Genomic DNA, 23,566 nt, shown 5'->3' on the forward strand with positions numbered 1-23,566 from the left:
TGACGCGCTCGTGATCTCCGTCGAGGGAACCGCGCCGCCCCGACGCACCGACCCCCGCCGAACCGCGCTGCCCCGACGCAGCGAGGGACGCCTTCGCTGCATCACACGCAGCGAAGGCGCCCCTCGCTCCCCAGGACCCGCCCCGCGCCCCGACGCGAACGGGGAGTTCGTACGCATAGAAGCAGCGAACAGCCCGTTCGCTGCGACAGACCCCGGGCCTCAGCCGGTGGGAGCGGAGGCGGAGGTGGAGGCCGGGGCGGGGGTGCCGGCGTCGACGCCGTCCGAGGTCTCGTAGAGGTCGCGGCGGAAGCGCTCGTGGATCGTGATGACGGCGACGAAGGTCAGGGCCGCCGTGCCGATGATGTAGAGCGAGACCGACCAGGAGGCGCCGGTCGCGGCGAGCAGCGCGGTCATGACGAACGGCGCGAGGCCGCCCGCGAAGACCGAGGCGAACTGGTAGCCCAGCGAGGCGCCGGAGTACCGGACGTCGGCCGGGAACATCTCGGAGTACAGCGTCGCCTGCGGCCCGTACATCGTCGCGTGGATCGTGAAGCCGACGAGCAGGGCGAGGAAGACGAGCGGGACCGAGCCCGAGTCGATCAGCCAGAACAGCGGGAAGGCCCAGATCGCCATGCCGACGGTGCCCATGAGGTAGAGCTTCTTGCGCGAGCCCATCCGGTCGGTGAGCGCGCCGAAGAACGGCATCGTGATCACCTGGGTGAGCCCCGCGCCCATGACGCAGAGCAGGATCGAGGTCCGCGACATCCCGACGGTCTTCGTCGCGTAGTCCAGGACGCCGGAGATGAGGATGTAGAAGGTCGCGTTGACGACGAAGAACGCGCCGGTCGCCTGGAGGATCTCCTTCCAGTACCGGCGGACGGCCTGGAGCAGCGGTGCCTTGCTCAGGCCGGCCTCGCGCCGGGCGGCCGCCGAGCTCGCCGACAGTGCCTTGAACACCGGCGTGTCCTCGATCCGCATCTGCACGTAGAGCCCGATCAGCACGAGCACCAGGCCCGAGAGGAACGGCACCCGCCAGCCCCAGCTCGTGAACTGCTCGTCGGACAGGGTCGCGGTGAGGATGAGGAAGAACAGGTTGCCGGCGACCGCGCCGAGCACGGCGCCGGTCTGCACGAGGCTGCCGTAGAACCCGCGACGCTCGACCGGCGCGTGCTCGGTGAGCAGCAGCGCCGCCCCGCCCCATTGCGCGCCGACCCCGAGGCCCTGCACGAGCCGGGCGACGACGAGCAACACCGGCGCCCAGATGCCGATGGTCGCGTAGCCGGGCAGCACGCCGATCGCGAACGTCGCGAGACCCATGACCAGCATCGCGACGACGAGCGGGGGCTTGCGGCCGTACCGGTCGCCGGCATGGCCCGCGATGATCCCGCCGAGGGGCCGGGCGACGAAGCCGACCGCGAAGGTCGCGAACGACGCGAGCGTCCCCGCCACGGGGTTCGACGACGGGAAGAACTGCGGTCCGAGCACCAGCGCGGCCGCGGTCGCGTAGATGAGGAAGTCGAACCACTCGAGCGTCGTCGCGAAGACGGCCGCGGTCGCGAGCCGGCCCATGCGCGGGCTCCCGTCGGGATGGGTCTGGGTGTCCACGGCGGCTGCCCCTCTGGTCGCGTCGTCGCGAGGTCGATACGAACGATCGTTCGTACCGTAGAAGGGCGGGGCCGCCCGCGGCAAGGAGGACGGCGTCAGCGCGCGAGCGGGCTCTCGAGCAGCGCCAGCGCGTACCGCGCCTGCTGCTCGGCGAGCTGGCCGCGGCCCAGGCGGCCGTCCGCCCGGTACCAGGCGGCGACGCCGGCGAGCCCGGAGAGGATCGTGCGCGCGGCGTCGGCAGGGTGCGGCGTGCGGAACTCCCCGGACGCGACGCCCTGGGCGACGATGTCCTCGAAGACGGCCTGCGTCGCGTCGCGGTCGGCGACGAGGCGCTCGCGGTCGTCGCCCTCGAGGTAGCGCACCTCGTTGGTCGACACCACCATCGCGAGCTGGTGGTCGACGACGAACCGCACGTAGGCGCGCACCGCCTCGCGCATGCGGGGCGCGGCGTCGTCGCCGGCCTCGTCGAGCGCGACGTGGATGCGTGTGACCAGCTCCGCGTTCGCGTGGCGCAGCACCTCGGCCAGCAGCCGGGACTTCGAGGGGAAGTAGTTGTAGAGGTTCGACAGGCTGGTGCCCGCGCCCTGGGCGATGTCGCGCATCGAGGCGCCGTGGAAGCCCTTCGCGCCGAACGCCGCGAGCGCGGCGTTGAGGATCGCCGCTTCGTTGCCGCGGCCGGTGTCGCCGACGAGCGCGGTGGTCGAACGGGCGTTCATGTCACCCACCCTAGAGGCGTGGCCGACCCCGGCTTGACGACGCGGCGCCACGGGTGATGGATTGATGCACGAACAGTCGTTCGTGTGAAGGAGACCCGTGACCGATCTCGGCGAGCGGACGGGCGCCCCGCCCCTCGACCCCGCGCACGGCCGCTCCTTCGAGGACTTCGCCGTCGGCGAGCGCTGGACCGCCGGCCCGCGCGTCGTCACCGCCGACGACCTCGCGGCGTTCACCCGCCTGTCCGGCGACGACCACCCGCTGCACACCGGGCCGGACGCGATCCTCCAGGGTCCCTTCGGCGTCGCGATCGCGATGGGCCTGCTGCAGGGCCTGGGCATCCATGGCGACGCGGTGCTCGGGCTCCTCGACACCCACTGGGCCTACCGCCGCCCGGTCCGCGTCGGCGACGCCCTGCACCTCGAGGTCACGATCGTGCGCTGCCGGCGGACCTCGCGCGGCGACCGCGGCGTCGTCACCCGCCACCTCCGGCTGCGCGACGACGCCGGCGCGACCGTCCAGGAGGGCACCACCACCGCGCTGCTCGCCGCGCGGGGCCCGGGCCCCGACCCGGCCGGACGGGCGTTCGGCACCGTGCCGTGGGCCGAGGCGCTGGTCGCGCGGCTCGGCGACGGGCTCACCGAGGACCTCGCCACCTGGGACGGCACGGTCGCGCTGCGCAGCGGCGACGACGAGGTCGCCCTCCGGATCTACCGGGGCCGGGTGCTGGAGACCGTCACCCGGACCCCCCGCGGCGCGACCTTCGTCCTCGGCGCGGACCCGCTCACCTGGCTGGAGCTGGTCGAGAGCCCCGACAACCCGTTCATGCGCCTGGCGATGGCCGGCCGGTTCACCGTGACCGGCGACGGCTACGAGTACCTGCGCCTGACCGGTGCGCTCCACCGCCTCGCCGACGCCGCCCGGGAGATCGCCTGATGCGTGCCGACTACCTGACACTGCGCGGCAGCCTCGCCTTCGTCGAGCAGCACGGCGACGAGACCGCACCGCCCGTGCTCTGCCTGCACACCGCGGGCCAGAGCGGCGTGCAGTGGCGCCACGTCGCGCCCGCGCTGGCCGCGCGCGGGTACCGCGTCGTCGTCCCCGACCTGCCCGGGCACGGGCGGTCCGAACCGGCGCCGGACGGGCCCGTCCAGGACCTCGGCGACTACGCCGCATGGTGCCTGGAGCTGATCCGGACCCTCGGGCTCCGGACGCCCACCGTCGTCGGCTGCTCGATCGGCGGCAAGATCGCCCTCGACGTGGCGGCCCGGGCGTCGGACGAGCTGAGCGGTGTCGTCGCGATGGCCGCCGACGCCCACACCGGCGGCCGACCGTCGGCGAAGGGTCTGCGCCGCGAGCTCTCCGACGTCGCGGCGCCCGCTCGCACCGACCGCACCCACCTGGGCACCCTGGCGGTGCTCGGGCGCAGCGTGCCGCCGGCGCGCGCCGAGCTGATCGCGACGATGCACCGCCGGGAGGACCCGACCGTGTCCACCTCCGACCTGCTGGGCTGGACCGCCCACGACCTGCGGGAGTCCCTGGCCCGGATCACCTGCCCGGCGCACCTCGTCGTGGGCGACGACGACCTGTGGCTCGACGTCGACCGCGTGCGCTGGGCCGCCGCGCGGATCCCGGGCGCACGCTGCACCGTGCTCGCCGGCGTCGGGCACTACCCGATGGAGGAGATCGAGGGCTTCGACGCCGTGCTCGACGGCTGGCTCGCCGAGCTCACCTCCGTCCCCGCGGCCTCGTGAGCGAGCGTCCCGCGGTCGTGCCGCACCCCGTCAGCGCCTTCCCCGCGCCGGGCGAGCGGCCCGCCGACCTGCCCGACCTCGTCGCCCGTCTCGCCCGCCGCGATCAGGACGTCACCGCCGTCATCGACACCCTGCCGGACGGGACGACGCGCCCCGTCGGCCGCGGCGAGCTCTGGCGGCGCACCCGCGCGCTGGCCGCCGAGCTGGCCGGGCACGACCTCGGACCGGGCGACGCGGTCGCGGTGTGGATGCCGAACTGGAGCGACGCGCTGGTCTGGCAGCTCGCCGTCGCCGCCCGCGGCGCGCACGTCGTCGGGATCAACACCCGCTACGGGGTCGAGGAGGTCTCGCACGTCCTGGAACGGGCGCGGCCCCGGCTCGTCGCGCTGGCGCAGGGCTTCCACGGCCTGGACCTGCTCGACCGGCTGCGCGCGGCCGTCGAGCACTCGGGCGTGGTGCCGCAGGTCGCTGTGGTCACCGGTCCCGGCGGCCCGTCGCCGGACGTCGGGCCGTGCGACGTCGGCGGGGGCGTGTGGACGCCCACGCGCGACGACGGGCCGGAGCCGGCGCGCTCCGACCCCGACGCGCTGGCCGTCGCCTTCACGACCTCGGGGTCGACCGGGCTGCCCAAGCTCGCCGCGCACTCCGCCGCCGCGGTGCTCGGCCACGCCGTCGCCGACGCCGCCGTCCTCGGTCTGGCCGAGGGGGACGTCGTGCTCGGCGCGCTGCCGCTGTCCGGCGTCTACGGCTACAACGCGGTGATGGCCGGCCTGGCGGCGGGCGCGGCCGTGCTGCTGGAGCCGGTGTTCGACGCCGACCGGGTGCTCGACCACGTCGCCGCCCACCGCGTCACGCACGTCGGCGCCGGGGACGACATGGTGCTGCGGCTGCGGGAGGCGCACGAGCGGCGTCCGCGGGACCTCTCCAGCTGGCGGTGGTGGGGCGTCGCGGACTTCCAGGGCCGCTCGCACGAGCTCGCCGCGTGGCTCACCGCCGAGGCCGGGACACAGGTCACGGGCGTCTACGGCTCGTCGGAGGTCTTCGCGCTCACCACCGCCTGGCCCGCGGACGAGCCCGCACCGGGCCGGTGGGCCGGTGGCGGGCGCGTCGTCGGTCCGGACATCGCGGTCCGGGTGGCCGATCCCGACACCGACGCCGTGCTCGAGCCCGGCCGCGAGGGCGAGATCCAGTTCCGGGGGCCGAACGTCGTCGACGCGTACCTCGGTGCGGACGCCCCGGACGTGGTCACGGCGGACGGCTGGTTCCGCTCCGGAGACCTCGGCGTGCTCGTCGACGAGGGCGCGTTCGTCTACGTGTGCCGCCGGGGCGACGCCCTGCGCCTGCGCGGGTTCCTCGTCGACCCGGCCGAGATCGAGCGGCGGCTGGCCGCGCACCCGGACGTCGCGACGGCCAAGGTGGTCGGCGTGCCGGGCGAGGACGGGGCGACGCGGGCGATCGGGTTCGTGGTCGGCGCGGCGGGACGGGCGCCGACGGGAGAGGATCTGGTGGCCTGGTGCCGCGAGGCGCTCGCGGGGTTCAAGGTGCCGGCGGCGGTGCACGTCGTCGACGCCATGCCGACGACGTCGGGCACGAACGGGACGAAGATCAAGGCCGCGGAGCTGCGGCGGTGGGCGGCCGAGAGGGGCTGACGTGCGAGGCGTGTACCTGCCGGGTGGACGGCGCGTCGACCTGCGGGAGGTGCCCGATCCCGAGCCGGGCCCGGGGCAGGTCGTCGTCGGGATGCGCGCCTCGACGATCTGCGGCAGCGACCTGCGCGCGATCTACCGCGAGCACCTCGGCGAGGGCCCGGAGGCCTACCAGGACGTCATCGGCGGGCACGAGCCGTGCGGCCAGGTCGTCGCCGTCGGCCCGGAGGTCGAGCGCATCGGCGTCGGCGACCGCGTCGTCGTCTACCACATCAGCGGCTGCGGCCAGTGCGACGAGTGCCGCCGCGGCTACCAGATCAGCTGCACGTCCCCGCGCCGCCGGGCGTACGGCTGGCAGCGCGACGGCGGGCACGCGGAGCAGCTGCTGGCCGACGAGCGCGACCTCGTGCCGCTGCCCGACAGCCTGACCTTCCTCGACGGCGCCTGCGTCGCGTGCGGCTTCGCGACCGCGTACGAGGCCCTGTGCCGGGTCGCGCTGGCCGGCGGTGAGCAGGTGCTGGTCACCGGGCTCGGGCCCGTCGGGCTCGCCGCCGGGATGCTGGCCGCGGCCATGGGCTCGCCGTGGGTCGTCGGCACCGACCCGTCGCCGGAGCGCCGCGCGCTGGCCCGCGAGCTCGGGGCCGTGGACGTCGCGGTCGAGGGCGACGACGAGGAGCTGCACGACCTGCTCGGCGACGGCGCCGAGGTCACCGTCGACTGCTCCGGCGCGGGCGTCGCCCAGCTCACCGCGCTGCGCCACACGCGGCGCCACGGCCGGTGCGCGCTGGTCGGCGAGGGCGGGACGCTGACGGTCGACGTCAGCGAGGTCCTCATCCACCGCCAGCTCACGGTGCACGGCTCGTGGGTGGCGCCGACCTGGCGGATGGCGGAGCTGCTCGAGCGGCTCGCGCGCTGGGACCTGCACCCCGAACGGGTCGTCACCGACCGGTTCGCGCTCGACGACGCGGCCCGCGCCTACGAGGTCGCCGACGCCGGCGCCCGCGGCAAGGTGGGAATCGTCCGCGACTGATCCTGTACCCGGAGCACCCGGTCGCCTACGGTGCGTGGCACCGGGGGCGAGCGGAAGGAGCGCGGATGAGCCAGGTGTCCGATCCGGCGAGCACCGAGCGCCACCGGCTGCCGGTGCGCACGCTCGTCGCGGCCAGCATCGGTAACGCGATCGAGTGGTTCGACTGGACGATCTACGCGACGTTCGCCGTCTACTTCTCGTCGCAGTTCTTCGACAAGTCGAGCCCGACGCTCGCGCTGATCGGCACCACCAGCACCTACGCGCTGGCGTTCTTCTTCCGCCCGCTCGGCGGGATCCTGCTCGGACGGCTCGCGGACCTGCGCGGACGCCGCTGGGCGATGCTCGTGACGATCCTGCTGATGGCGGGCGGCTCGGTGATCATCGCCGTGCTGCCGACCTACCAGGCCGTCGGCTGGCTCGCCCCGATCCTGCTGCTGCTCGCGCGCATCGCGCAGGGGCTCAGCCTGGGCGGCGAGGTGTCCAACGCGAGCGCCTACCTCGGCGAGATCGCCCCGTCCGCCCACCGCGGGCGGTACTCCAGCTTCTTCTACATCTCCACGGGTGTCGCGCTGCTCGCGGCGAGCCTGCTCGGCCTGCTGCTGACGACGACGCTCACGCGACCCCAGCTCGAGTCCTGGGGCTGGCGGATCGCGTTCCTCGTCGGCGGCCTGCTGGGTCTGGTCGGGCTCTGGCTGCGGCGCACGCTGACCGAGACCGAGCAGTTCGCGGAGAACGTCGAGCGCGCCCGCGCCGTGCGCAACCCGCTGCTGCTGACCCTGCGCGAGCACCCGAAGGCGGTGCTGCAGCTCTTCGGGTTCACGCTGCTCTCGACGCTGTGCTTCTACACGTTCTTCAGCGCGCTGACGCCGTTCGCCGTCCAGTTCCGTGACGCGTCGGGCGGCGACGTCTTCCTCGCGCTCTCGATCGGCACGGTCGTGTTCATCGCCCTGCAGTACCCCATGGGCATCGCGGCCGACCGCTTCGGGCGCAAGCCCCAGCTGCTGATCTGGTCCGGGCTGATGACCGTGATCACGGTGCCGATGAGCCTGCTGATCGTCGAGCGCACGCCCCTGATCAACCTGATCATCGTGTTCGTCGTCGGGCTCGGGCTCTACACGTTCATGTCCTCGATCGCGCCCGCAATCATGAGCGAGCTCTTCCCGACCGAACTGCGGGCCCTGGGCATCGGCGCCTGGTACAACCTGACGGTCGCGCTCTTCGGCGGCACCGCGCCGCTGCTGATCTCGGCGCTGTCGGCCGCGGACCGCCCGCAGCTGTTCTTCTGGTACGTCTCCGGCGGCGCGCTCATCGCGTTCCTGATCATCCTGACGCTGCCCGAGACCAAGGGCCGGGAACTGACGTAACGGACGTACCACCGCGGTGGTGGCATTCTGGTGTCATGGAGCTGCTCCGGACCCTGCTCAACCTCGTGTGGCTCGTGCTGGCCGGCGTCTGGATGGCGCTGGGCTACGTCGTCGCGGGGATCCTCTGCTGCGTCCTCATCGTCACGATCCCCTGGGGCATCGCGTCGTTCCGGATCGCGCTGTTCGCGCTGTGGCCGTTCGGCAGCCGGATCGAGCGCCGGGCCGACGCGGGCGTGGGGTCCACGCTGGGCAACGTCATCTGGTTCGTCGTGGCCGGGTGGTGGCTCGCGATCGGGCACATCGTCACCGCGATCCCGCTGGCGATCAGCATGGTCGGCATCCCGTTCGCGTGGGCGAACCTCAAGATGATCCCGGTGTCGCTGACGCCGCTGGGTCGCCGGATCGTCGACACCGACGACCCGGGCTTCGCGGTCGGCGACCACCGCGCGGCGGTCCCGGCGCGCCGGTGATCGAAGTACCGATACGGACGCTCAGTGTCTGCGACGGCACTTCGCTGACAAACCTCAGCCGCGGACGGGGAGGTCGTAGCGCCGGCGGATGCTCGAGCCGAGCCTGCGGACGTCGACGCCGTAGACGTGCAGCGAGATGGTCGTGTTCGGCGCGGTGTTCGTGACCCGGTGGATGTCGCCGGGCGGGAGCAGGCCGGTGACGGTGCCCGGCCCGGCGACGTCCTCGCCGTCGACGACGAGGCGGTCGGCGACGCGCCGATAGCGGGTCTCGTGCTCCTCGCCGGTGTGCACCCCGACCACGCACCACGAGAGGTGGTCGTGGATCGGGGTCGACTGGCCGGGCAGCCACACGAGCGCCACCAGCGAGAACGCGCCGTCGTCGGCGACGTGCAGCAGGTGCTGGCGGTAGTGCTCGGGGTCGCCGACGCACTGGGCAGGCGAGAGCAACCGCGGATCGCCCAGGTACGGGGCCAGGGCCTCGCCGACGGCGTCGACACCGGCGAGCCCGGGTGCGGCGTCGCGGACGGCGGCGTCGAGGTCGGCGGTCAGGGCGGCCAGCGGGGTGATCAGGGCGGTGGTCATCGGAGGCTCCTCAGGCGGCGGTGCGGGCGGGGACGGCCTCGGTGAGGTCGGCGACGAGGGTCGTCTCGTAGCCGTCGGTCTCCACCGAGAGGATCGGGAGCACCGACGCGAGCAGGGCGCGCATGCCGGTGTTCTCGGTCAGCACGTCGGCGACGAGGCGCGAGTAGCGCTCCTCGCGGCCGCGGGCGGCGACGGCGGTCAGCAGCCGGCGCCCGACGCCGCGGCCCTGCCAGGCGTCGACGATCTCGATGGCCAGCTCGGCGTCGCGCAGACCCAGGGAGACGAGCCGGGCGATGCCCACGGGCGCGCCGTCGGGGCCGAACGCGGCCACGGCGATGTGCCGGCGGCCGTCGACCGCGGCGAGGGTCCGGCGCACCGCGCCGGTCAGGCGCGGCGTCGCGCCGTGGAAGCGCAGGTAGCGACTCTGGTCGGACAGGCCGGCGAAGACGGCGTCGAGGACGTCGGTCTCGTCGGGGCCCAGCTCGCGCAGGGTCACGGTGGGTGGGCGACCGGAGGCCCGGAGCCCGGGCGGTCGGCCCGGCGCCACGAGGGTCACCGGGGTCGGGCGCAGCGTGGTCGTCGTCATGGTGGGTCCTTCCCCGCGGCACCGGACCCGTCGTCCGGCGACGGGATCGAGCCTGGCTCGGGACCCCACGTCGCCTCGTCGGTGAGACCTCCCCATCTCGGGTGCCGGCGGTACCCATGCCGCGCCGCCCAGCCCTGGGCGCCCCGGCGATCACGAGCGCGTCGTCCACCCCGGTCGCCTCTCGGAGATGCACCGCACGCCCCTGATCCACCGCCCCCGTCGCGCACACCACCACGGACCCCGACCTGGGCAGTCGCCCCGCCCGGATTGGGCAGGCGACGCCGATGGGCGCGGCCGCAGGTCTCCCTAGCGTCGTCGGCGACGACGAGGACGAGGAGTGCGGCGATGGACGTGATCGTGATCGGTGCGGGTCAGGCCGGGCTGGCGATGAGCCGGTGCCTGCGGGAGCGCGGGCTCGGGCACGTGGTGCTCGAGAAGGGGCGGGTCGGCCAGCGGTGGCGCCACGAGCGCTGGGACTCGTTCACGCTGCTCAGCCCCAACTGGCAGACGCGGCTCCCGGGCCGGCAGTACGCCGGCGACGACCCGGACGGCTTCATGACCGGCCGGGAGGTGGCCGCCATGCTCGCGGACTACGCCGCCGAGACCGGTGCCGACGTGCGCGAGGGCGTCACGGTGCGGGCCGTCGACGCCGACGCCGACGGCTGGCGCGTGCGCACCGACCGGGGCGAGCTCACGGCACCCGCCGTCGTCGTGGCCACCGGCGACCTCGACCGCCCCGTGGTGCCCCCGGTCGCCGCCGAGCTGCCCGCCCGGATCCACCAGCTCCACACCCGCGACTACCGCAACCCGGGCGCATTGCCCCCGGGCGGCGTGCTCGTCGTCGGCGCGGGGCCGTCCGGCCAGCAGATCGCCGCCGAGCTCGCGCGCGCCGGCCGGACCGTGCACCTCGCGGTCGGGCGCCACAAGTGCCTGCCGCGCCGCTACCGGGGGCAGGACACCTACTGGTGGATGGACCGCATGGGCACGCTCGCCCGCACCCGCGCGTCGCTGCCCGACCCCTCGGCGACCCGCACGCCCAACGCCGTGCTGACCGGCGGCACCCGGGACCTCGACCTGCACCGTCTCGTCGCCGACGGCGTCGCCCCGCACGGGCGGCTGCTCGGCGTGCGGGACGGGTTGGCGACGTTCGACGGCTCGTTGCCGGCGACGGTTGCCGAGGCCGAGGACAACGCGGTGCGGTTCCGGGCGAAGGTCGACGGCTTCGTCGCGCGCACCGGGCTCGACGCGCCGCCGGAGCCGGCCCGCCTGCCGCGGCCGGCGCCGTGGGCCGGGGACGCCGCCGCGACGCTCGACCTCGACGGCATCGGGTCGGTCGTCTGGGCGACCGGGTTCCGGCGCGACTTCTCCTGGGTGCACGCGGACGTCCTCGACGACACGGGCGAGCCGATCCACGACCGCGGGGTCACCGCGGCGCCGGGGCTGTGCTTCCTCGGGCTCAAGTGGCAGCACCACCGCTCGTCGAGCTTCCTCGACGGGGTCGGTGCCGACGCCGCGTTCCTCGCCGACCACCTGGCGGAGCTCGCCTCACCCGTCCTGGCCGTCGCCTGACGCCTTCGCCGCCGCCTCGGCCCGCGACCCCACACCGAGCTTGTCGAGCACCGCGGAGACGTGGTGGTCGACGGTGCGGACCGAGAGCACGAGGCGCTCGGCGATCTGGGCGTTGGTCAGCCCGTCGGCGAGCAGCGCGAGGATGTCGGCCTGGCGCGGGGTCAGCCCGTCGGGGTGGGCGCGCGTCCCGGCCTGGGGCCCGCGGGGGATGCGGCGCACCCCGCGGGCCTGCAGCAGACGGCGTGCCCGGCGCGCCGCGGGCGCGGCCCCGAGGTCGTCGAGCGTGCGCAGCCCGGCGAGCACGGCCTCCTCCTCGCCGGCGTCGACCAGCTCCAGGGCCCGTTCGTAGGGCTGGTCGTGCCAGTGCGCCGAGGCGGCGAGCGGGTCCCCGGCCAGCGCCAGCGCATGCCGGGGCCAGAGGTCGGGGTCGGGCTCCACCGCCACCCCGCACCGACGGGCCTGCCGCAGCAGGTCACCCCGCGCGCCGGCGAGGCCCGGGCGTCGCGAGCGCGCGAGCAGCGACGCGATCCGGGCCTGCTCCCGCCCGCCGTCGCCGTCGAGCCACGCCTTCTCCGCCAGCGCCGCACCCGTCGACAGCAGCACCGGCAGGCTGTCCGCGCGGGAGGCGAGCTCCCAGGCGCGGGCGAGGACGTCGTCGGCGTCGGGATCCCCGCGCCGCGCGAGCAGGCGGCCCAGCGGCGGCAGCGTCTCGCGGGCGAGGATCCCGGCCTCGGGCACCGCGGCCACGAGACGGCGCAGACCCTGCTCGGCCGCGTCCCAGCGCCCGTCGTCGATCATGAGCTGGAGGCCGAACGCCTCGAGCGAGTAGCCGTGCGAGAGGAAGTCGCCCGAGCGCGTGCGCTCGAGACCCTCGGCGACGACGGCGGGGACCTCGGCGTCGCGCCCGAGGCGGCGCAGCGCCTTGACCAGGCTGGTGTAGCCACGGGCGACGTGCTCGCCGGCGCCCGCGGCCTGCGCGGCGGCGATCCCGGCCCGCACGAGGTCGGGACCCTCGGGGTCGCCGAGGAAGGCGCGCCCGAGGCCCCGGTAGATCGTGCCGAGCGCGGCCAGCCCGGGCCCGGCTCGCGCGGCCACCTCCGTCAGCTCCGCGATCCCGGCCTCCTCGTCGTCGGCGAGCACGGCCAGCACCCCGCGGTGGGTGCGGGCGAGGGTCGAGGAGGGTTCGAGCGCGACGGCGCGGTCGAGCGTCGCCCGGGCGTCGGCCACGTCGCCCCGGATGTAGAGGTGGCGCGACAGCCCCACGAGCGCGCGCACGGTGGCGGGCACGTCGTCGCCGTCGGTGCGCAGCGCCACCGCGTGCCGGGCCGTCGTGACGGCCTCCTCGACGCGGTGGGCGCAGTAGAGCTCCCAGGCGTGCTCCTCCGCGATCGCCGCCTGCTCGGCCTCGGGCAGGCGCCCGGTGTGGGGCCGCAGCAGCTCGTGGACGGCGAGGGCCTGCTGGTGTGCGCCGGCCGCGGCGGCGGCCCGCGCGGCGACGGGGGCGTGGGCGAGCACGGTGTCGACGTCGCCGCACCGCGCGGCGTGGTGCAGCACCCGGGCGTGGTCCACGGGCTCGCGGCCCCGTACCCACGCGAGCACCGCGTGCTCCAGGGCGATCCGGCGGGCCGCGGACAGGGAGACCTCGACGGCCTGGCGCGCGAGCTCGTGGCGGAAGGCGACGGCGTCCCCGGGCATCTCGACGATGCCGCGGCGCTCGGGGGCCTCGACCGCCGCGGTCCAGTCCGGCGCCAGCGCGTCGAGCAGGTCGCGCTCGGCGCGGCCCGGGACGACGGCGAGCAGCTCGAGCAGCGCGCGGGACTCCGCGGGGAGGTCGGCGACGCGGGCGAGCACGGCGTCGCGCACCGACACCGGCAGCCCTTCGCCGCGGGCCGCGACCAGCTCGGTGACGAGGAACGGGTTGCCCCGGGTCGAGGCGTGGACGCGCAGCCCGCCGTCGCCCGCGAGCTCGGACACCGCGGCGACCGAGAGGGCCGGCAGCGGCGGGCGGCGCGTCGCGCGGGCCGGCAGGCCGCCGAGCAGCCGTTGGAGGCGCGAGCCGGGGTCGACCTCGTCGTCGCGGTAGGTCATCACGAGCACCGCGGGGAGGCGGTCGATCCGGGCGGCGGCGACGGCGAGGGCGTCGAGGGTGGCCTCGTCGGACCAGTGGACGTCCTCGACGGCGAGCACGGTCACGGGGCGGCCCAGCTCGTCCAGCACCGCGTCGTGCACCGCCCCGGCGTCGCCGGACCGCAGCGCGTCGCGCAGGCCGTCCGTGCCGACGTCGTGCAGCGGGCCGAACGGGCGCGCGGTGACGAGGTCGTCGCAGGCCCCGGCGAGCAGGCGCACGCCGTCCAGCTCGTCGGTCCACGCGCGCAGCACGGTGGTCTTGCCGATGCCGGCCTCGCCCGCGAGGAGCACGACCCGGCCCGTGCCGGCGCGGGCGTCGGCGAGCGCCGCCCGCAGCTCATCCAGGGCGGCGTCCCGCTCGAGGACCGGCACCACGGCTCGACGGTAGACACCGGCGGCGGTCACGTCAGGTCCATGTCCATGCGGATCGCCGGCCCGAAGCGCGTGGGCGCCTCGCCGATCGTCCGGAAGCCGCACCGCACGTAGAACGTCTCGACGCGCGGGTTGGCGGTGACGACCAGGCGGGGCGCGCCCGCGTCCCGCGCCCGGGCCACGACGTCGGCGACGAGCCGGGCGCCGATCCCGTGGCGCATGTGCGCGGGGCGCACGAAGAGGCCGTCGAGCTCGGCGTCGCCGTCGGGCAGCGGCAGCACGGCCGCGAAGCCGGTGACCGCGCCGTCCTGCTCGTGCACCCGGATGCCGGGCGAGCGGACCTGCCCGCGCGGCACCTCGATCGCCTCGGGGTGCGCGAGCAGGTCGGCGCGGTACTCGTCCCAGATCAGCGAGGCCTCGCGCTGGACGTCCTCGAGCACCGCGACCTCGTCCTCGCGCGCCCAGCGCAGCAGCCCGTCCCCGGTGCCCATCACACGATGGTGCTGGCCGTGTCGAGGAGGTTCAGGGCCACCGAGAGGCGGTGGCCGACCCGGCGGTGGTCCTCGGGGCCGGGGGCCCCGGGGGGCGCCTCGGCGGGGGCGACGGCGTCGAGCACGGCCGCGAGCCGGTCGCGCTCGGCGGCGGTCGGCGGCTGCAGCGCGAGCGCGGTGACGATCTCGGCGGACGGGGCGGTCGGCGCCCGGCCGACGGCCCGCCAGTGCAGGCCGCGCGCCACCTCCAGGGCGTCCTCCTGGGTCAGCCGGCGCCAGAGGAACGCGGCGGTGGCGTAACGGTCGATGCGGGCGACGTCGTCGGGGGACAGCGCGCCAAGCCGGACGGTGAGCTCGGGGTCGATGATCGTGCTCATGGTCGTGCCTCCTCAGGCGGCGTGCGGTCGGTCGGCGGGGGTGTCGAGGGCGAGCAGGGCCGCGACCTCGGGGCGCATGGCCTGGCTCAGGGCGGGCAGGAGGTCGCGCAGCTCGGCGACGTCCCAGGCGTACGAGGCGATCCGTTCGGTGATCGCGGCGACGTCGGCGGAGAGCCGGTCGCGGGTGTCCTGGTACGCGCGCAGCGCGTCGCGGCGGGCCGGCCGACCCGCCGGTGCGGAGATCACCGCGCGAGCGAGCAGCTCGGCGTCGCGCAGCGCGTCGGTGATGCCGTGCGCGGTCAGCGGGTCCTTGAAGTAGCCGGCGTCGCCGACGAGCGCCCAGCCCGGCCCGCTCGCGGTGCGGACGAACCCGGGGACGCCGGGGAAGCCGCGGACCGGCCCCTCGACCGTCGCCGCCGCGAGGTCGGGGGCGGCCTCGGCGAGCAGCCGGCGGTGACCGGCGTCGAGGTCGCCGCGCAGCGCGTCGAACCGGGCGGTCGGCGCGCCCGCCCACAGGCAGGCGCGGCCGTCGTGGGTGGGGACGACCCCGGCCGTCACGCCCGGCCGGTAGCACCAGCGGTAGCGGTCCCCGGGGAGTCCGGTGGCGTAGGCGTAGAGGACGGCGCTCGCGGCCTCGCCGGCGTGCTCGACCGGGGCGTCGACCGCGGCGGCGACCGTCGAGCGGCGCCCGTCGGCCCCGACGGTCAGCGGGGCGTGCGCCACCCCGGCGGCGCGGCTGCCGCGCTCGACGTACTCCACGCCGGCGACGGCGCCGCGCACGTCGCGGCGCAGTCCGGTCACGCGGGCCGAGAAGCGGACGTCGGCGCCGGCGTCCCGCGCGGCGTCGATCAGGATGCGGTCGAGCACCGTGCGGCGCGGCGCGACCAGCGGGTGCCGGCTCGCCACGGTCAGGGACTCGTCGCCGTAGTGGAACTCGGTGTGCGTGATCGCGGGGGCGCCGCTCTCGCGGACCGCGGGCAGCAGGCCCCAGCGGTCGAGCGCGACGACGGCGCCGCGCATCAGCGCGTGCGTGGACAGGGTGTCGGTGCCGCGGCGCCCGGACTCCAGGACCAGGACGTCGAGCCCGGCGCGGGCGAGCAGCAGCGCCGTCGCCGCCCCGGCCGGTCGGCCGCCGACGACCACGACGTCGTGGGACGTGTTCATGGCGGTTCCTCCTTCGGGGGTGGTGCCGCCGGTGGCCGGGCGGGTCGCGCCCGGCCACCGGGGGAGTCGGGGGCGGCCGCGGGCGGATCGCGCCCGCGGCCGCTCGTGCGGGGTCAGTCGGTGATCACGTCGACGACGACGGGGACGCCCTGGGTGATGCTGTCGAACACCACGGAGCGGTCGGTGCCGCGCCGGACGACCTCGCGGAGCTTCTCCTCCGAGGCCTCGCCGGCGATCCGGATGGTCATGCGGATCTGCTGGAAGCCGTTGCGCACGCGGTCGTCGAGGCCCATCGCGCCCATGACGTCGAGGTCGCCCTCGAGCGTGGAGGAGACGGCGGTCAGCTTCACCTTGCGGGCGGAGGCGGCGTAGACGAGCGAGGTCGTCACGCAGGCGGCCAGCGCGTGCAGCAGGAACTCCGCCGGGTTCGGGCCGTCGTCCTCGCCGATCAGGATCGCGGGCTCGCCGGCGTCGAGGGTGAACGCCTCGGCCCGCGAGGTGTCCTCGCCGCCGGCCGCGTAGAAGTCCTTGATCGTGCTGCGGTTGTGCGAGCCGCCCATCCACGTGTTGTTCGCGCGGAAGCGGAACTTCGCGAGGTCGGGCTGGCCCGTGAGCACGTCGAGCGTGGCGAAGAGGTTGGTGGTGTCCACGCCGTTGCGGACGGTGTGGGCGACGGTCTCGGTCATGGTGTGACTCCTGGGTGTTCGGGGTGGTTCCCGGTGCCCCACCACGGTCGGGCGCCGCCCCCTGCCGGGGCATCGGCATCACCTGCCCATCCCGGCGCGCCGGGTGCCCACGTCACCCGTGCCGTCACCGACACCGGACGGGGCCGGGCGAGAGATGGGCAGCAAGGCGCGAGATGTAGGTGGTCGGGTCGCTTCACCGCCTCCCGCCGCGTCCCTAGCGTCGCTCGCGAGACCGGGAGGTGGACCGATGACCGACCTGATGGAACGTGCCGACGAGCAGGACGTGCTCGCCGCCGCGCTGGACCGGGCGGCCGCGGGCACCGGGTCGGTCGTCCTCGTCGCCGGGGAGGCCGGGATCGGCAAGACGAGCCTGGTCCGCGCCTTCGTCCGCGGCGCCGCCCGGGCCCGTGTGCTGATCGGCGCGTGCGACGACCTCGTGACGCCGCGGACGCTCGGGCCGCTGCGCGACGCGGCCCGCGACGGTGCGCTCGGGCGCGCGCTGGCGACGGGGGACCGCGACGACGTCATGGCCGCGGTCCGCACCGCGCTGGCCCATCCGCCCACGGTGCTGGTCGTCGAGGACGTCCACTGGGCCGACGGCGCCACCCTCGACGTGCTGCGCCACCTCGGGCGGCGCATCGAGGCGCTGCCGGCGGTGCTCGTGCTGACCTACCGCGACGGCGAGGTCTCCGACGAGCTGCAGCGGGTGCTCGGCGCCCTCGGCGGGCCCGCGGTGCACCGCCTGCGCCCCCGGCGTCTCTCCCGGGACGCGGTCGCCCGCTGGGCGGGCGGCACGGCCGTCACGTCCGCCGAGCTGTACCGGCTGACCGGCGGGAACCCGTTCTACGTCTCCGAGGTGCTCGCCGGGGACACCTCGGACCCGGCCGCGGTCCCGGTCACCGTCGTCGACGCGGTGCTCGCCCGCCTGCACCGGCTGCCCGCCGACGTCGCGGCGGCGCTCGAACAGCTCGCGGTCGTGCCCGCCACGGTCGACCTGGCGCTGGCCCGCGAGCTGCTCGGCGACCTCGCGGTCCTCGGCCCGGCCGAGGCGGCGGGCGTCATCGAGGTCGGGACGCAGACCGTGTCGTTCCGCCACGAGCTCGCCCGCCGCGCCGTCGAGAGCGCGCTGACCACGACCGCGCGCATGGGCCGCCACGCCCGCGTCCTCGCCGCGCTCGGCGCCCGCGACGACGTCGACCCGGCCCGTCTCGTGCACCACGCGGTGGGGGCCGGGGACGACGCCGCCGTCGTCGCGCACGGCCCGGAGGCGGCACGCCGTGCGTACCGGGCGGGTGCGCTCGCCCAGGAGATCGCGCTCTACGGGCACGTCCTCGAGCGCCGCCACCTCGTCGCCCCTGCCGACCGCGCGGCGATGCTCACCGCCTGCGCCGCCTCGCACTTCACCCGCAACCAGCTCACGCTCGCCCTGGTGACCGGCGAGGCGGCGGTGCGCCTGCGGGAGGAGCTCGGCGACCCCGTCGCCCTGGGCCAGGCGCTGGTCCCCCTGGGACCGACCCTCTGGGGGCTGACCCGCCACCACGACGCCGTCGCGGCCGCGCGCCGCGCGGTCACCTGCCTCGAGCAGGGCGGCGAGGGGCCGTCGCTGGCGTTCGCGCTCGCCTACGAGGGGCTGCTGCTCTCGACCGTCGACCGCTACGACGAGGCCCTGGCGGCCGCCGACGCGGCGGCGTCGACGGCCCGGCGCGTGGGCGCGCCCAGCCTCGAGGCGCTCGCGCGCATCCTGCGCGGCCGCACCCGGATGCTGCTCGACGACCCCGGCGGGCTCGCCGAGCTCACCGAGGCCCGGCGGGCGGCACAGCACACCGGCGAGCACGTGATCGCGGTGCAGGGCTACGTGCTCGGGGTCCAGGACCTCTGGGAGGTCGGCCGGTTCGCCGACGCCGCGGCGCTCGCCGACGAGGGCCTCGCCTACGTCGAGGAGCTCGACCTCAATCTCTACCTCGAGCACTTCGTCGCCCACCGTCTGCGGTGGCGCGCGGTCGGCGGGGCCTGGGAGGAGGCGGAGTCCGGCCTGCGCCGGCTCGCCGGCCACCCCGACGGGGGCGAGACCGCGGCGACGCGGTACTCCCTGCCCGCCCTCGCCCGCCTGCTCGTACGCCGCGGCGCCGACGACGCCGACGCGGTGCTCGCGTGGGCCCTCGACTACGCCGGGCGGGCCGACAGCCGCTACGAGCTCGTGCCCGCCCTGCTCGCCGAGATCGAGCACGCCTGGCTCGCCGGCGACGCCGACCGCGCCCGGGCGGCGCTGGACCGCCTCGCCGCCCGCGTCCGCGGGCCGGGCCCGGCCCGGCAGCGCGCCGAGCTGCTGCGCTGGCGGCGGCGCCTCGGCGAGGACGTGACGCCGTTCCCGGGCTGCCCGGAGCCGCTGGCCGCCGGCATCCGGGGGGACACCCCGACCGCCGCGGCGGGGTGGCGCGACCTCGGCGCCCCCTACGAGCAGGCCCTCGAGCTCGTCGACTCCGGCGACGTCGCCGCGACCCTCGACGGCCTGGCGCTGCTCGACGGGCTGGGCGCGGCGCCCGCGGCGGCCCTCGCGCGGCGCCGGCTGCGCGAGCTCGGGCTGCGGTCGGTGCCCCGCGGACCCGTCCCCGCGACCCGGACCAACCCGGCGGGGCTCACCGAGCGCCAGCTGGTGATCCTCGGCCGGATCGTCGCCGGGCGCACCAACGCCGAGATCGCCGCCGACCTCGTGCTCTCCGTGCGCACCGTCGACCACCACGTCTCCGCCGTGCTCGCGAAGCTCGGCGTCACCGGCCGTCGCGAGGCGGCCGCGGAAGCCGCACGACTCGGCCTGGCCGCGGATCTCGCGCAGGCCTGACGACCCACCGGGAGGACCCCGTGACACGCACCCGCACCGACCTCGTCGACCGCCTCATGGACCTGTGGTCGACCCCGCTGCCCGACGACGACGCGGCCGCGCTCGCGGCGTTCGGCGCGCTCTACACCGACCCGGTGGAGGTCAACGGCGCGAGCCTCACCCTCGCCGACCTGCTGGCCCGCGCCCGCGCGATCCAGGCCGCCTACAGCGACATGGACCGCGTCGTGCTCGAGCGGGTGGAGGTCCCCGGCAAGCTCGTCGTCGCCTTCCGCATGCTCGGGACCCACACCGGCCCGCTGCCGACACCGCTCGGCGTCGTGGCCCCCACCGGCGGTCCGGTCGACCTGCGCGTCATCGACGTCCTCACGCTCACCGACGGTCGCATCAGCGGGATCGTCATGGTCGGCGACGAGCTCGGGAACCTGCTGCGCCTCGGCGCCGTGACGCTCGCCTGAGCGGGACCCTCAGCGCTCCCGCCACGTCCGCAGCACCACGCCGCCCGGGCCCACGGTGCGCACCTGCACGCGCCACGGGTCGAGGCGCAGCACGACGAAACCCGGCGCGGTGGGGCCGTCCCAGCCGGGCACACCGATCGCGCCCGGATCGAAGCCGACCGGGGGCGGGGCGGCGGCCAGCAGCTCCCACACGCGCGTGCGGGCGGCGTCGTCGGTCACGCGGACGGCGCGGCAGTCGGCGACCGCGGCGACCCACGGCCCGTCGTACGCGGCGCACGACGCGGACGGGACGACCTCGAGGTGGCGCAGCTTCGGGCTCGGCGTCGTCGCGATCCACCCGACCAGGGCCGTGCCGTCCCATTCCCAGAACGGATGCACGACGCGGGACCGGGGGCGCCCGGCGCCGTCCACCGTCGCGAGGGCGGCGTAGACGACGGCGTGCGCCCGGGCCACGAAGTCGGGGGCGAGCGCGGCGAGGTCGGTGTCCATGCGCCCGAGCGTCGTCCCGGTGACGGCGCCGCTCATCGGCGCGAGGTGCCCACATCACGGCCGCGGCTGCCCACCTCCCGCGGTCTGGGCAGCCGCCCCGCGCGATGTGGGCGTGCGTGGCCGATGACCGGGCGACGCCCCGGTCCGACGCTGGTCGCACCGACGACCCGGAGGAGTCCCGATGAGCGCCGCCCTGAGCTTCTACCAGCTGCTGACCACCGTGAGCTTCACGCTGCTCTCGCTGTGGCTCGTGGTCCTGGGCCTGGACCAGCGCTGGCGTCACGACGTCGCCCGGCACCGGGCCACGCTGCACACCACGCTGATGTTCTTCCTGCCCGGGGCGATGGGGCTGGGCTCGGTGCTCTCCGGCGGCGACGCCGTCGTGTGGCGGGTGTTCTTCGTGCTCGGCGGCCTCGTCGGGCTCGCGGAGTCGGTGACGTACCTCCGCGTGGGGGACGCAGGAGAGCCCCTGCTGCGGGCCGTGTCGCCGTGGCCCTACGCCGCGGTGATCGCGGCCGCGCTGCTCCCGGGGCCGGTCCTGGGCCTCGTGCCGCTGCAGGTGGAGGGCCTGGCCACCGGGCTCGTGTTCGGCACGGGCATGGTCGCGCTCTGGCTCGCACTGACGAGGACGCGCGAGACCGTGACCCGGTCAGGCCAGCCCGAGGCGCCCCGCGGCCGCCGCGGCGTCGCGTCGTGAGCCCACGCCCAGCTTGGCCAGGACCGCCGAGACGTGGTGGTCGACCGTGCGCACCGAGAGCACCAGCTCCTCGGCGATCTCGGTGTTGGTCCGGCCCCCGGCGAGCAGGCGCAGGATGTCGAGCTGGCGGTTCGTGAGCCCGGCCGGGTTGGTGCGGGTCGCCTCCTGGGGCCCGCGAGGCGGCCGGACGCCGCGCTCGGCCAGCCGCCGGCGCACGAGCGCCGCCGCCGGGGTCGCGCCGAGGTCGTGGAGCACGTCGAGGGCCCGGAGCAGGGGCTCCGCCTCGCCGGACTCCGCCAGCTCCAGCGCCCGTTCGTAGGGGGCGCCGACCCGCTCCCAGGCCGCCGCGGCGGTGCTCGTGTCACCGTCCAGTCCCGCCGCGAGCTCCTCCGGAGCCCCCGCGACCGGGACCACCGGGCCGCCCACCCGCCGCAGCCAGCGGGCGAGCTCCGCGAGGTCGCGCCAGCGCCCGGTGGTCGGGCCCTCGCGCAGGAGCGCGGCGGCCTCGTCCACCGGGCCCGATCCGCCGGTGAGCCACGCCTGCTCGAGGCGCGCGGTGAGGACCGCCGCCGACAGGACCACGCTCGGGTTGCGGACGGCCAGCTCGCGGGCGCGGTCGACCAGCGTCGCCGCGTCCCCGGCGCCGCGGCGGACGGCGAGGCCGGCCAGGTAGGGCAGGGCGAACCGGTCGAGCACGCCGCCGTCGGGGCGGTCGTCGACGAGACCGCGCAGGCCCGTCTCGGCGGCGTCCCACTCGCCCCGCAGCGCGAGCCGGCGCAGCCGGTAGGTCTCCCGGATGCGCTCGTAGGAGGCGAAGTCGCGGTCCGCGCCGTACCGGGCGGCGTCAGCGAGGACGTCGTCCATCTCCTCGAGGTCGCTCGTCTGCCACAGCGACAGCACCAGGTTGAGGTACGCGAGCATCGCCGGTTCGTGGTCGCCGCCCGCCCGGGCGCGCCGCAGCCCTTCCCGGACGTCGTCGAGCCCGTCGGTGTCGCCCCGCTGGAACCGGGACTGGCCGCGGAAGACGAGCACGGTCGTCCGCACGCGGCTGTCGCCGAGCCGCTCGGAGGCGGCCAGTGCGGCGTCCAGGACCGGCACCGCCTCGTCCTCGCGCCCGACCGTCGTGAAGAACGCGCCCAGGTAGCTGTACGCGGCGGCGTACTCCCCGGCCGCGCCGGCGCCGTCGAGCAGCGTGACGGCGCGGCGGGCCGACGCGAGGGCGTCGTCGGGGCGCAGGTCGGACCACTGGTGCGTCGCGGCGGAGGCCAGCGCGCGGGCGAGGGCGGCGGCGTCGCCGCGGTCCTCCCGCCCGCGGACCGCCTCCGCGCTCGCCGCGGCCGCCTCGGCGTACCGCCCGGCGTGGAAGAGCGCCCAGCCGTACTCCTCGTGGATCTGCGCATCCTCCTCGGGGGTCAGCACCTCGCGGCGGCGCACGACCTCGGCGAAGAGCTGGACGGCCTGGCTCTGGGCGCCGGCGCGCACGGCCCGCCGGGCGGCCTCGGGCGCGTGGGCGACGACCGCGGCGTCGTCGCCCGCGCCGACCGCGTGGTGGACGAGGCGGTCGGGGTCCGGTGCGTCGTCGTGGTGCAGCGCGGCGAGCACGCGGGCGTGCAGGTCGAGCCGTGTGCTCGTCGGGATCGCGCCCTCCAGCGCCCGCCGCGCGAGCTCGTGCCGGAAGGCGACGGCCTGCGGGGTCACCTCGAGCAGCCCGGCCCGCTCGGCGTCGTCGAGCACGGAGCGGTCGCCGATCACCGCGCGGACCAGCGGCATCTCGACGCGGGCCGGGACGACGGCGAGCTGGTCCAGCGCGCGCCGGACGCCGGGGTCGAGCCCGCGGGCGCGCGCGAGGACGGCGTCGACGACGGTGGCCGGGACCGCGGCGTCCGGGGCCGCGAGCACCTCGGAGAGAAAGAACGGGTTGCCGCCGGTGAGGGTGTAGAGCGGGGCGGTGGTCACGTTGGTGCCGCCGGCCCACTGCGCCACCGCGGTCCGCGAGAGGGGCCGGAGCGCGAGCCGGTGTGTGGGGGCCGTCGTCAGCGCGCCGAGCGCGCGCCGGAGGCGGTCCTCGCCGTCGATCTCGTCGTCGCGGTAGGTCACCACGAGCACGGCGGGGACGTCCGCGATCCGGCGCCCGACGTAGCGCACGACGTCGAGCGTCGCGTCGTCGGCCCAGTGCAGGTCCTCGACGACCAGCACCGTCGGACGCGCCGCGAGCTCGGTCAGGGCGGCGGTGAGCACGTCCTCGGCGGCGTCGGGGCGCAGCGCCGCGGCGAGGGGGCCGTCGCGGCCGGCCACCGCGTCGCGCAAGGGCCCGAGCGTGCGCGGGGCGACCAGGTCCTCGCACGCACCGAGCAGGACCCGGGCGCGCGTCGACGCCGTGCGCAGGAACTCCCGGACCACGGTGGTCTTGCCGATGCCCGCGGGCCCGGCCAGCAGCACGGCCTCCCCGGCGCCGGCGACCGCGGCGTCGAGGGCGGCGGTGAGCACGTCGAGCTCGGCCTGCCGTTCCCACAGCCCCGCGGCCCCCACGGGGTCGATGGTGCCCCGCC

At 76.2% G+C, this 23,566-nt stretch carries 21 protein-coding genes; 10 read left to right on the forward strand and 11 right to left on the reverse strand.

Features of this window, described 5'->3' with window-relative positions; translation table 11 throughout:
- Positions 1-219 precede the first annotated feature (219 nt).
- The gene (locus ACR9E3_RS07375; protein WP_460379558.1) at positions 220-1,605 is read right to left on the reverse strand and encodes an MFS transporter; all 1,386 of its coding nucleotides are present in this window, start codon (positions 1,603-1,605) and stop codon (positions 220-222) included.
- Positions 1,606-1,700: 95 nt separating this feature from the next.
- Positions 1,701-2,321 (reverse strand): TetR/AcrR family transcriptional regulator, encoded by a 621-nt coding sequence (locus tag ACR9E3_RS07380; RefSeq protein ID WP_460379560.1) that lies wholly within the window; start codon positions 2,319-2,321, stop codon positions 1,701-1,703.
- Between the two features lie 97 nt (positions 2,322-2,418).
- Here ACR9E3_RS07380 and ACR9E3_RS07385 point away from each other — a divergent pair, with 97 nt between their 5' ends.
- From ACR9E3_RS07385 to ACR9E3_RS07410, 6 genes are all read left to right on the forward strand, one after another.
- Positions 2,419-3,255 carry a MaoC/PaaZ C-terminal domain-containing protein gene (locus tag ACR9E3_RS07385; RefSeq protein ID WP_460379562.1) on the forward strand — a complete coding sequence of 279 codons (837 nt, stop codon included), beginning with the start codon at positions 2,419-2,421 and terminating at the stop codon, positions 3,253-3,255.
- Positions 3,255-4,073, forward strand: coding sequence for an alpha/beta fold hydrolase (locus ACR9E3_RS07390; protein ID WP_460379564.1), 819 nt, complete (start codon positions 3,255-3,257; stop codon positions 4,071-4,073). The genes ACR9E3_RS07385 and ACR9E3_RS07390 overlap by 1 nt, the downstream gene beginning before the upstream one ends.
- Positions 4,070-5,722, forward strand: coding sequence for an AMP-binding protein (locus ACR9E3_RS07395; protein WP_460379566.1), 1,653 nt, complete (start codon positions 4,070-4,072; stop codon positions 5,720-5,722). The genes ACR9E3_RS07390 and ACR9E3_RS07395 overlap by 4 nt, the downstream gene beginning before the upstream one ends.
- Positions 5,723-5,732: 10 nt before the next feature.
- Positions 5,733-6,749, forward strand: a complete 1,017-nt coding sequence (locus ACR9E3_RS07400; RefSeq protein WP_460379568.1) for a zinc-dependent alcohol dehydrogenase family protein — start codon at positions 5,733-5,735, stop codon at positions 6,747-6,749.
- A gap of 65 nt (positions 6,750-6,814) precedes the next feature.
- On the forward strand, positions 6,815-8,113 hold the full coding sequence (locus ACR9E3_RS07405; protein WP_460379570.1) for an MFS transporter: 1,299 nt from the start codon (positions 6,815-6,817) through the stop codon (positions 8,111-8,113).
- A 35-nt stretch (positions 8,114-8,148) separates the two neighbouring features.
- Positions 8,149-8,583, forward strand: coding sequence for a YccF domain-containing protein (locus ACR9E3_RS07410; protein WP_460379572.1), 435 nt, complete (start codon positions 8,149-8,151; stop codon positions 8,581-8,583).
- Positions 8,584-8,637: 54 nt separating this feature from the next.
- Here the strand turns inward: ACR9E3_RS07410 and ACR9E3_RS07415 are convergent, their stop codons facing one another.
- A complete protein-coding gene (locus tag ACR9E3_RS07415; protein WP_460379574.1) occupies positions 8,638-9,165 on the reverse strand; it encodes a cysteine dioxygenase family protein in 528 nt (175 codons plus the stop codon).
- Positions 9,166-9,175: 10 nt separating this feature from the next.
- Positions 9,176-9,751, reverse strand: coding sequence for a GNAT family N-acetyltransferase (locus ACR9E3_RS07420; protein WP_460379576.1), 576 nt, complete (start codon positions 9,749-9,751; stop codon positions 9,176-9,178).
- 345 nt (positions 9,752-10,096) lie between these two features.
- Here ACR9E3_RS07420 and ACR9E3_RS07425 point away from each other — a divergent pair, with 345 nt between their 5' ends.
- On the forward strand, positions 10,097-11,320 hold the full coding sequence (locus ACR9E3_RS07425; RefSeq protein WP_460379577.1) for an FAD-dependent oxidoreductase: 1,224 nt from the start codon (positions 10,097-10,099) through the stop codon (positions 11,318-11,320).
- On the opposite strand, the gene ACR9E3_RS07430 is transcribed toward ACR9E3_RS07425, so the two are convergent.
- The 5 genes from ACR9E3_RS07430 to ACR9E3_RS07450 all read right to left on the reverse strand — a co-directional run bounded on the left by ACR9E3_RS07430 (position 11,297) and on the right by ACR9E3_RS07450 (position 16,537).
- Positions 11,297-13,822: a helix-turn-helix transcriptional regulator gene (locus tag ACR9E3_RS07430; RefSeq protein WP_460379578.1), complete on the reverse strand. Its 2,526-nt coding sequence runs from the start codon at positions 13,820-13,822 to the stop codon at positions 11,297-11,299. The two genes, ACR9E3_RS07425 and ACR9E3_RS07430, sit on opposite strands and share 24 nt — an antisense overlap.
- Before the next feature lie 26 nt (positions 13,823-13,848).
- Positions 13,849-14,310, reverse strand: coding sequence for a GNAT family N-acetyltransferase (locus ACR9E3_RS07435; RefSeq protein ID WP_460379579.1), 462 nt, complete (start codon positions 14,308-14,310; stop codon positions 13,849-13,851).
- Positions 14,310-14,687 carry a hypothetical protein gene (locus ACR9E3_RS07440; RefSeq protein ID WP_460379580.1) on the reverse strand — a complete coding sequence of 126 codons (378 nt, stop codon included), beginning with the start codon at positions 14,685-14,687 and terminating at the stop codon, positions 14,310-14,312. The genes ACR9E3_RS07435 and ACR9E3_RS07440 overlap by 1 nt, the downstream gene beginning before the upstream one ends.
- A 12-nt stretch (positions 14,688-14,699) precedes the next feature.
- Positions 14,700-15,851 carry an NAD(P)/FAD-dependent oxidoreductase gene (locus tag ACR9E3_RS07445; protein WP_460379581.1) on the reverse strand — a complete coding sequence of 384 codons (1,152 nt, stop codon included), beginning with the start codon at positions 15,849-15,851 and terminating at the stop codon, positions 14,700-14,702.
- A gap of 113 nt (positions 15,852-15,964) precedes the next feature.
- Positions 15,965-16,537 carry an OsmC family protein gene (locus tag ACR9E3_RS07450; RefSeq protein ID WP_460379582.1) on the reverse strand — a complete coding sequence of 191 codons (573 nt, stop codon included), beginning with the start codon at positions 16,535-16,537 and terminating at the stop codon, positions 15,965-15,967.
- Between the two features lie 247 nt (positions 16,538-16,784).
- On the opposite strand from ACR9E3_RS07450, the gene ACR9E3_RS07455 reads away from it, so the two are divergent.
- Complete coding sequence (locus ACR9E3_RS07455; RefSeq protein WP_460379583.1) at positions 16,785-19,376, forward strand: ATP-binding protein; 2,592 nt, start codon at positions 16,785-16,787, stop codon at positions 19,374-19,376.
- Between the two features lie 20 nt (positions 19,377-19,396).
- Positions 19,397-19,831 carry an ester cyclase gene (locus tag ACR9E3_RS07460; RefSeq protein ID WP_460379584.1) on the forward strand — a complete coding sequence of 145 codons (435 nt, stop codon included), beginning with the start codon at positions 19,397-19,399 and terminating at the stop codon, positions 19,829-19,831.
- Between the two features lie 9 nt (positions 19,832-19,840).
- On the opposite strand, the gene ACR9E3_RS07465 is transcribed toward ACR9E3_RS07460, so the two are convergent.
- Positions 19,841-20,356 (reverse strand): pyridoxamine 5'-phosphate oxidase family protein, encoded by a 516-nt coding sequence (locus tag ACR9E3_RS07465; protein WP_460379585.1) that lies wholly within the window; start codon positions 20,354-20,356, stop codon positions 19,841-19,843.
- Between the two features lie 145 nt (positions 20,357-20,501).
- Here ACR9E3_RS07465 and ACR9E3_RS07470 point away from each other — a divergent pair, with 145 nt between their 5' ends.
- A complete protein-coding gene (locus tag ACR9E3_RS07470; protein WP_460379586.1) occupies positions 20,502-21,017 on the forward strand; it encodes a hypothetical protein in 516 nt (171 codons plus the stop codon).
- Here the strand turns inward: ACR9E3_RS07470 and ACR9E3_RS07475 are convergent.
- Complete coding sequence (locus ACR9E3_RS07475; RefSeq protein WP_460379587.1) at positions 20,970-23,546, reverse strand: ATP-binding protein; 2,577 nt, start codon at positions 23,544-23,546, stop codon at positions 20,970-20,972. The two genes, ACR9E3_RS07470 and ACR9E3_RS07475, sit on opposite strands and share 48 nt — an antisense overlap.
- Between the last annotated feature and the right edge of the window lie 20 nt (positions 23,547-23,566).

This window comes from Actinomycetospora sp. C-140 (assembly GCF_054796175.1).

Coding starts and splice junctions, on each gene's coding strand:
- ACR9E3_RS07380 (WP_460379560.1), bottom strand. CDS start 2,321: ATGAACGCCCGTTCGACCACCGCGCTCGTCGGCGACACCGGCCGCGGC.
- ACR9E3_RS07390 (WP_460379564.1), top strand. CDS start 3,255: ATGCGTGCCGACTACCTGACACTGCGCGGCAGCCTCGCCTTCGTCGAG.
- ACR9E3_RS07405 (WP_460379570.1), top strand. CDS start 6,815: ATGAGCCAGGTGTCCGATCCGGCGAGCACCGAGCGCCACCGGCTGCCG.
- ACR9E3_RS07410 (WP_460379572.1), top strand. CDS start 8,149: ATGGAGCTGCTCCGGACCCTGCTCAACCTCGTGTGGCTCGTGCTGGCC.
- ACR9E3_RS07415 (WP_460379574.1), bottom strand. CDS start 9,165: ATGACCACCGCCCTGATCACCCCGCTGGCCGCCCTGACCGCCGACCTC.
- ACR9E3_RS07420 (WP_460379576.1), bottom strand. CDS start 9,751: ATGACGACGACCACGCTGCGCCCGACCCCGGTGACCCTCGTGGCGCCG.
- ACR9E3_RS07425 (WP_460379577.1), top strand. CDS start 10,097: ATGGACGTGATCGTGATCGGTGCGGGTCAGGCCGGGCTGGCGATGAGC.
- ACR9E3_RS07435 (WP_460379579.1), bottom strand. CDS start 14,310: ATGGGCACCGGGGACGGGCTGCTGCGCTGGGCGCGCGAGGACGAGGTC.
- ACR9E3_RS07440 (WP_460379580.1), bottom strand. CDS start 14,687: ATGAGCACGATCATCGACCCCGAGCTCACCGTCCGGCTTGGCGCGCTG.
- ACR9E3_RS07445 (WP_460379581.1), bottom strand. CDS start 15,851: ATGAACACGTCCCACGACGTCGTGGTCGTCGGCGGCCGACCGGCCGGG.
- ACR9E3_RS07450 (WP_460379582.1), bottom strand. CDS start 16,537: ATGACCGAGACCGTCGCCCACACCGTCCGCAACGGCGTGGACACCACC.
- ACR9E3_RS07455 (WP_460379583.1), top strand. CDS start 16,785: ATGACCGACCTGATGGAACGTGCCGACGAGCAGGACGTGCTCGCCGCC.
- ACR9E3_RS07465 (WP_460379585.1), bottom strand. CDS start 20,356: ATGAGCGGCGCCGTCACCGGGACGACGCTCGGGCGCATGGACACCGAC.
- ACR9E3_RS07470 (WP_460379586.1), top strand. CDS start 20,502: ATGAGCGCCGCCCTGAGCTTCTACCAGCTGCTGACCACCGTGAGCTTC.